This window comes from Pseudomonas sp. AGC41, from assembly GCF_057334555.1.
Genome location: NZ_JBHFJB010000155.1, coordinates 85078 through 92589 on the forward strand (window position 1 = coordinate 85078; position 7512 = coordinate 92589).

Sequence of the window (7512 nt, forward strand, 5' to 3'; positions counted from 1 at the left end):
CCACAGGGGCCTCAAAGCCAGGTTTAATCGCTATTGCTGCCATGAAACCTGAACAGGTCGCGACGCTGCTTCTTGCTCGGCTTGCCATCGGTGCTGACGCCCAGGGCCCCGGCCTTGCGTTGTGCGGCGGCAGCTTCGCGCTTGGCGATGCTGGCGTCGGTCTCGCGATAGAGTGTCTGCGCTTCCGGCGCGCCGCGCCGCACAATCGACAGGGCTTCAACCACCACGGTTTTTTCATCGAATCCGGCGCGAATGACGTACTCGTCACCGATACGTGGCTCTTTGCCAGGCTTGCAACGCTCGCCCCGGTGATGGACCTTGCCGCTTTCAATGGCGGCCTTGGCCAAGGCTCGGGTCTTGTAGAATCGTGCCGCCCACAACCATTTATCGAGACGGACCTTGTCGTCCTCTTCGTTTTTTTGTGCCACTGCAATTCCTCTTTCCAACCAATAGCCAGAACTGTACTACCGTTTTTGTCGGGCGCACGAATCCGGCCCGACGGATAGAATGGCCGCCGAACCGCTCGCTCGCATCGGCAAGCGCCGGTATCGGTTACACCTGCAAACAAGTACGTAGATAACTGTCGCCATTTTGTGATTATTCTGCGTGAATATCGCGATTGCGAAGCCCGCTATTAGATGCGCCAATTTCAGGTTGTTTTTATTGAAGACTTTTGACCATCTGACCGTCGTCGGTCTGCGCGAATGGGTGGCGCTCCCGGACTTGGGAGTCGCAGGCCTGCGAGCGAAAATCGACACCGGCGCCAGCACCTCCAGCCTGCACGCCACCGATATCGAGCCGTTCGAGCGCGACGGCGAGAAGTGGGTGCGTTTCACCGCGCATCTGGGCACGGTGGTGCAACTGCGCCACCGCCGCTGCGAAGCCCCGCTGGTGGCACGCAAGACCATCAAGAGCTCCAACGGCCACGCCCAGGCCCGCTACGTGATCAGCACCACGCTGGCGCTGGGTGATCGGTTCTGGCGGGTGGAGTTCACCCTGGCCTGTCGTAAATCCATGCGGTATCGCCTGTTGTTGGGTTCCAAAGCCTTGATCGACGGCCAACTGGTGGTCAATCCAGGCATCAAATACGTTCAAGACAAACCGGTATTTCCGGTGTCCACTACCTCTGCCACAGGTGTTGCATGAAGATCGCTGTGCTGTCGCGCAATCCGCGCCTGTATTCCACTCGTCGCCTGGTTGAAGCAGGGACCGAACGTGGCCATGAAATGGTGGTGATCGATACCCTGCGCGCCTACATGAACATCGCCAGCCACAAGCCGCAGATCCACTACCGCGGCAAACCGCTGGAAGGTTTTGATGCGGTAATTCCGCGCATTGGCGCATCGGTGACTTTTTATGGCTGCGCAGTGCTGCGCCAGTTTGAAATGATGGGGGTGTTCCCGCTCAACGAGTCTGTCGCTATCGCCCGCTCTCGGGACAAGCTGCGCTCATTGCAGTTGCTGTCCCGGCGCGGCATCGGCTTGCCGGTAACCGGTTTTGCCCACTCTCCCGATGACATCCCCGACCTGATCGCGATGGTCAACGGCGCGCCACTGGTGATCAAGGTGCTGGAGGGCACCCAGGGGATCGGAGTCGTGCTGTGCGAGACTGCAACCGCGGCGGAATCGGTGATCGAGGCGTTCATGGGCCTCAAGCAGAACATCATGGTCCAGGAATACATCAAGGAAGCCGGTGGAGCGGACATTCGTTGCTTCGTGGTCGGCGACAAAGTGATCGCCTCGATGAAACGCCAGGCCAGGCCCGGTGAGTTTCGCTCCAACCTGCATCGTGGCGGCAGCGCGAGCCTGATCAAGATCACCCCGGAAGAACGCATGACTGCCCTGCGCGCGGCCAAGGTCATGGGATTGGCGGTGGCCGGTGTGGATATCCTGCGCTCCAATCACGGACCGCTGGTGATGGAGGTCAACTCTTCGCCAGGCCTGGAAGGAATTGAGACCACCACCAGCAAGAACGTGGCGGGGATCATCATCGAGCATCTGGAAAAAAATGGCGGGCCGAACATGACCCGGACCAAGGGCAAGGGTTGAATCAACACAAAGCCCTGAGGGAGCGAGCTTGCTCGCGACGCGGTGTATCAGCCAGCATTAACTTGGCTGACTGACCGCAATCGCGAGCAGGCTCGCTCCCACAAGTCCTCAGTTTTACATGAAGGAAATCGCTACACCGCATCCCGCGGCAGCATCAAGCCCAACGGCAATCGCACCCGTGCCTCCAGCCCGCCGCCATTTCGATTGCGCAATTCGACGTTGCCGCCATGCATCGAGGCGATGCGCTTGACGATGGCCAGCCCCAGCCCGGTGCCCTTCCCTCCCCGAGCCCGATCGCCGCGGGTGAACGGATTGAAAATGGCTTCCAGCTCCGCTGGGTCGATGCCGGCGCCACGGTCCATGACGCTCAGCACGACATAAGGCGCGCTGGTGTCGCCGGAAACATAGGCGGCGACTTCAACGCCCGTGCCGGCATGGTTGAGGGCGTTACCAATCAGGTTGTTCAACAGCCGCTTCATCGACACGCGGCGTAGCGGAAACGGCTGGATGGGCTCCAGGCGCAAGTAGACCTTCTCTTCGTTCTGGTTATAGGGCGCAGCCACCTCCCGTACCAGCTCGCTGAGATCCACCTCTTCCACCGATTCGTCACGACCGTCGCGAATGAAGGCCAGGAACTGATCGAGAATCGCGTCCATGTCTTCGATATCGCGGACCATTTCGTCGGTCAGGTCGGTGTGCTCGCCCATCAGTTCCAGCGACAGCCGCAACCGCGTCAGCGGGGTGCGCAAGTCATGGGAGACGCCGGCGAGCATCAGCTCACGTTCGCGTCCGGCCTGTTCGACGTCCTCGGCCATCTGGTTGAAGGCGCGGTACACCTCGGTCATCTCGCTGGGCGTATCGCTGATGGGCAACCGCACGCTGCGGCCCTGGCCCAATTGCCGGGCCGCATAGACCAGGCGCTTGAGTGGCTGGTTGAGCTGGCTGACGAAAATCCACGCCGAAGCCGTCGACAACAGGCCGATCGCCAGGAACCAGCCCAGCACGTTCCAGATTTTCTGGCCGCGCAGCGGATGGGGGTACAGCGGAACCTTCAGCCATCCATCGCCGAGGCTAGGGGCACGCACCCACAATGCCGGCGGCGAATGCATGCGCAGCCGCACTTCGGTATCCGCGCCCAGTTCGGCCTGCATCTGCCGCTGGTAGATCTCGCTGTACGGCCAATGTTGCTCACCTTCAGGCACACCGGCGCCGACCACCCGGATCAAAGTCGCCGCCTCGGCGATTTTGACTCGATTGGTTTCGTCCGCTGCCCAGTAGGCGCGCAGGGTCAAGGCAACACCGTGACTGTATTGGCGGTCCACCAGCACGTCTTCGTTCATCAGCAGGTAAACCAGCGTCAGCGCTTTGGAAAACAGCACGACGATCAGCACCAGCCAGAGGGTGCGGGAGAAAAAGCTCTGGGGGAACCAGACGGGGGTCTTCATGAGTAACCGCTACATACTTGCAGGAGCGAGCGATGCTCGCACAATGACGGACCGCGAGTCGCCTGGAAAGATTTCCACCCGCCAGGCTGCGCGCTCCTACAAATCGCCGATCACTTGCCGGCAGCGCCATCCGGCACGAACACGTAGCCAACGCCCCAGACCGTCTGGATATAACGCGGCTTTGAAGGATCGGGTTCGATCATCCGGCGCAAACGGGAAATCTGCACGTCGATAGAGCGCTCCAGCGCATCCCATTCGCGGCCACGGGCCAGGTTCATCAGCTTGTCCCGGGTCAGCGGCTGGCGGGCGTTCATTACCAGGGCCTTGAGCACGGCGAACTCGCCGGTGGTAAGCATGTGGATCTCATCGCCGCGCTTGAGCTCGCGGGTGGCCAGCGACAGTTCATAGTCGCCGAAGGTCACGCTCTCGTCTTCGCTGCCCGGTGCGCCCGGCACCGGCGCCGACTGGCGACGCAGGACAGCCTTGACGCGGGCCATCAGCTCATCCGGGTTGAACGGCTTCGCCAGGTAATCGTCGGCGCCCAGCTCCAGGCCCTTGATACGGCTCAGTTCGTCGCCCTTGGCAGTGAGCATGATGATCGGGATCTGGTTGTTGGCGCCTCGCAGGCGGCGACAGGCCGTCAAGCCATCCTCGCCAGGCAGCATCAGGTCGAGGACCACGAGGTTGAAAACCTCACGGGCCAGCAGCCGATCCATTTGCTCGGTGTTCGGTACGGTGCGGGCGCGATAGCCCTTGCTGACGAAAAAGCGCTCCAGCAGGCTGCTCAGCCCCGGATCGTCGTCGACAATCAGAATTTTTTCGCCTTCAGCAGTTTGTGCAGTGCTGCTCATAGGAAGCTCCTTTGATCTTGGCGCGCATTATGGCTTAGCTGCCGTTATACGCACCGTGTGCATTGTTAGCAGATTTTTCCTCTGTCTCCAGTAGCTCAACTGTCCGCCCCGCAGGTCACGACACCCCCGAACAGCGGAACGCTGGTTATAATGCGCGGCCTTTTGTGCCAGGAGATGCCGGATCGTTATACCGGCGCACCGTTCTCCCTGGCCAGGCAGCACTTTTTGAATTCAGCGGGTCACTGGCGTCCCCCTGCCCCCGGCAGCGACGTAAGCCAGGCCGCTCAACCAGCCTCGCCGCGCCCTGTTACTGTGGCGGCGGGCCTGATTTCACAATTTGTCAGGTGGTTTTATGGACAGCATCAACAGCCGCATCGCCGAGGAACTCGGCGTACGCCCGCAACAGGTCGAAGCGGCCGTCGCGCTACTCGATGAAGGCTCCACGGTGCCTTTCATCGCCCGTTACCGGAAGGAAGTGACCGGCAGCCTCGATGACACCCAGCTGCGCCATCTGGAAGAGCGCCTGCGCTACCTGCGAGAACTCGACGAACGGCGCATCAGCATCCTGGCGAGCATCCAGGAGCAGGGCAAGCTGACTCCGCAACTGGAACGCGACATCAAGCTGGCCGACACCAAGACCCGCCTGGAAGACTTGTACCTGCCCTACAAGCAGAAACGCCGCACCAAAGGCCAGATCGCCCTGGAAGCCGGCCTCGGCGAACTGGCCGACGGCTTGTTCAATGACCCCACGTTTGCGCCGGAAGCCGAAGCCGCGCGTTTCGTCGATGCCGAAAAAGGCGTGGCGGACATCAAGGCTGCCCTGGAAGGCGCCAAGTACATCCTCATGGAGCGCTTCGCCGAAGACGCGAACCTGCTGGAAAAACTGCGCAACTACCTCAAGCAGGAGGCGATCCTGAGTGCTCGCGTCATCGCCGGCAAAGAAGAGGAAGGCGCCAAGTTCCGCGATTACTTCGAACACGACGAGCCCCTCAAGAGCGTACCGTCGCACCGGGCGCTGGCGATTTTCCGCGGTCGCAACGAAGGCATCCTCAGTTCTTCGCTGAAGGTCGGCGAAGAATCGCCCGGCACCATGCACCCGTGCGAAGGCATGATCGGCCAGCAGTTCGGCATCCAGAACCAGAACCGCGCCGCCGACAAGTGGCTGGCCGAAGTGGTGCGCTGGACCTGGAAGGTCAAGCTCTACACTCACCTGGAAACCGACCTGCTGGGCGAACTGCGCGACAACGCCGAGACCGAGGCGATCAACGTGTTCGCCCACAACCTGCACGACCTGCTGCTGGCCGCACCGGCCGGGCCGCGTGCCACGCTGGGCCTGGACCCGGGCCTGCGCACCGGCTGCAAGGTGGCCGTGGTGGACTCCACCGGAAAGCTGCTGGACCACGCCACGGTCTACCCGCATGTGCCGCATAACAAGTGGGACCAGACCATCGCTATCCTTGCCGCCCTGTGCGCCAAGCACTCGGTGGATCTGATCGCCATCGGCAACGGCACCGCCAGCCGCGAGACCGACAAGCTGGCCGCCGAGCTGATCAAGAAATACCCGGCCATGAAAATGACCAAGGTCATGGTCTCCGAGGCCGGCGCTTCGGTTTATTCAGCGTCGGAACTGGCCTCGAAGGAATTCCCGGACCTGGACGTGTCGATCCGTGGCGCGGTGTCGATTGCCCGGCGCCTGCAGGACCCACTGGCGGAGCTGGTGAAGATCGACCCGAAATCCATCGGTGTCGGCCAGTATCAGCATGACGTATCGCAATTGAAGCTGGCCCGTGGCCTGGACGCCGTGGTGGAGGATTGCGTGAACGCCGTGGGCGTGGACGTGAACACCGCTTCGGTAGCATTGCTCGCGCGTATCTCCGGCCTGAACGCCACGCTGGCGCAGAACATCGTCACCCACCGCGACGAACACGGCGCGTTCAAGACCCGCGCCGCGTTGAAAAAAGTCCCGCGCCTGGGTGAAAAAACCTTCGAACAAGCTGCCGGTTTCCTGCGTGTCATGAACGGCGACAACCCGCTCGACTCCTCGGCAGTTCACCCGGAAGCCTATCCGCTGGTGCAGCGCATCGCCGCCCAGACCGACCGCGATATCCGCTCGCTGATCGGCGATGCAGCGTTTCTCAAGCGCCTGGACCCGAAGAAATTCACCGACGAAACCTTCGGCCTGCCCACCGTGACCGACATCCTCCAAGAGCTGGAGAAACCGGGCCGCGACCCACGTCCGGAGTTCAAGACCGCTGAATTCCAGGAAGGCGTCGAAGACCTCAAGGACCTGCAACCGGGCATGATCCTCGAAGGCGTGGTGACCAACGTCACCAACTTCGGCGCGTTCGTCGACATCGGCGTGCACCAGGACGGCCTGGTACACATCTCGGCCTTGTCCGAGAAATTCATCAAGGACCCGCGCGAAGCCGTGAAGGCTGGTGACGTGGTGAAAGTGAAGGTCATGGAAGTCGACATCCCGCGCAAACGGGTGGGCCTGTCGATGCGCATGAGCGACACGCCAGGCGAGAAAATCGACGGCGCCCGTGGTGCCCGTCCAGGCGCCGCGCCACGCCAGTCGCAGAACACCGCACCGCGCAAGGAAACCGCCACTGCGGCCCCGGCGAATAACGCCATGGCCTCGCTGTTCGCCAACGCCAAGCAACTGAAGAAACGCTGATGGAGGTGCCGGCCGGGTTGGTGGAGAGCGCGTTTTTCAAGCTGCTCGGCTGCCGTCTGCAGAGCCTCGGGGACGGGGTGGCGCAAGTCGCCCTGAGCCTTGAGCCGCCATTGCGCAACCGCGGTGGCAAGCTCCACGGCGGGGCGCTGTTCAGCCTGGTGGACATTGCCATGGGGCTGGCCTGCTCCAGCGTCCATGGCTTCGACCAGCAGAGCGCAACCATTGAGTGCAAGATCAATTACATTCGCGCCGTGTCCGACGGCGAAGTGCTGTGCACCGCCCGGGTCATCCACCCGGGTCGGCGCACGCTGGTGGTCGAGGCCGAGGTGATGCAGGGCGACAAGCTGGTCGCAAAAGCGCAAGGCACGTTCGCTGTCCTATAGCTCGCTGTCATCGATTTGAGGTAATTTCATTTCCACGAATGCGGTGTCGAAATCCCATTTGTGGGGGGGAGCTTGCTCGCGATAGCGGATGTTCAGTCAATACCACTG

Annotated in this window: 7 protein-coding genes; 4 read left to right on the plus strand and 3 right to left on the minus strand. The window is 61.8% G+C overall.

What is annotated here, in order from left to right; translation table 11 throughout:
• Positions 1–23: 23 nt before the first annotated feature.
• Entirely contained in the window at positions 24–428 is a 405-nt protein-coding gene (locus ACE04F_RS26450; protein WP_486110552.1) for an RNA-binding S4 domain-containing protein, read from the minus strand.
• A 235-nt stretch (positions 429–663) separates the two neighbouring features.
• On the opposite strand from ACE04F_RS26450, the gene rimB reads away from it, so the two are divergent.
• Both rimB and rimK read left to right on the plus strand, forming a co-directional pair.
• Positions 664–1146: a retropepsin-like aspartic endopeptidase RimB gene (gene rimB / locus ACE04F_RS26455; RefSeq protein WP_486110553.1), complete on the plus strand. Its 483-nt coding sequence runs from the start codon at positions 664–666 to the stop codon at positions 1144–1146.
• Positions 1143–2048 carry a 30S ribosomal protein S6--L-glutamate ligase gene (gene rimK, locus ACE04F_RS26460; protein ID WP_003186822.1) on the plus strand — a complete coding sequence of 302 codons (906 nt, stop codon included), beginning with the start codon at positions 1143–1145 and terminating at the stop codon, positions 2046–2048. Before rimB ends, rimK begins: the two co-directional genes overlap by 4 nt.
• Positions 2049–2179: 131 nt before the next feature.
• On the opposite strand, the gene ACE04F_RS26465 is transcribed toward rimK, so the two are convergent.
• Together ACE04F_RS26465 and ompR are read right to left on the minus strand one after the other, a co-directional pair.
• The gene (locus ACE04F_RS26465) at positions 2180–3493 is read right to left on the minus strand and encodes an ATP-binding protein (RefSeq protein WP_486110554.1); all 1314 of its coding nucleotides are present in this window, start codon (positions 3491–3493) and stop codon (positions 2180–2182) included.
• A 110-nt stretch (positions 3494–3603) separates the two neighbouring features.
• Positions 3604–4344, minus strand: a complete 741-nt coding sequence (gene ompR, locus ACE04F_RS26470; protein WP_039592639.1) for an osmolarity response regulator transcription factor OmpR — start codon at positions 4342–4344, stop codon at positions 3604–3606.
• 352 nt (positions 4345–4696) lie between these two features.
• Here ompR and ACE04F_RS26475 point away from each other — a divergent pair, with 352 nt between their 5' ends.
• Together ACE04F_RS26475 and ACE04F_RS26480 are read left to right on the plus strand one after the other, a co-directional pair.
• Positions 4697–7021 carry a Tex family protein gene (locus ACE04F_RS26475; protein ID WP_486110555.1) on the plus strand — a complete coding sequence of 775 codons (2325 nt, stop codon included), beginning with the start codon at positions 4697–4699 and terminating at the stop codon, positions 7019–7021.
• On the plus strand, positions 7021–7404 hold the full coding sequence (locus ACE04F_RS26480) for a PaaI family thioesterase (protein WP_486110556.1): 384 nt from the start codon (positions 7021–7023) through the stop codon (positions 7402–7404). The genes ACE04F_RS26475 and ACE04F_RS26480 overlap by 1 nt, the downstream gene beginning before the upstream one ends.
• The last annotated feature ends 108 nt before the right edge of the window (positions 7405–7512 follow it).

What these genes read in the sequence shown, in the direction of transcription:
- rimK (WP_003186822.1), top strand. Translation starts at nt 1,143, where the DNA reads ATGAAGATCGCTGTGCTGTCGCGCAATCCGCGCCTGTATTCCACTCGT.
- ACE04F_RS26465 (WP_486110554.1), bottom strand. Translation starts at nt 3,493, where the DNA reads ATGAAGACCCCCGTCTGGTTCCCCCAGAGCTTTTTCTCCCGCACCCTC.
- ACE04F_RS26475 (WP_486110555.1), top strand. Translation starts at nt 4,697, where the DNA reads ATGGACAGCATCAACAGCCGCATCGCCGAGGAACTCGGCGTACGCCCG.
- ompR (WP_039592639.1), bottom strand. Translation starts at nt 4,344, where the DNA reads ATGAGCAGCACTGCACAAACTGCTGAAGGCGAAAAAATTCTGATTGTC.
- ACE04F_RS26480 (WP_486110556.1), top strand. Translation starts at nt 7,021, where the DNA reads ATGGAGGTGCCGGCCGGGTTGGTGGAGAGCGCGTTTTTCAAGCTGCTC.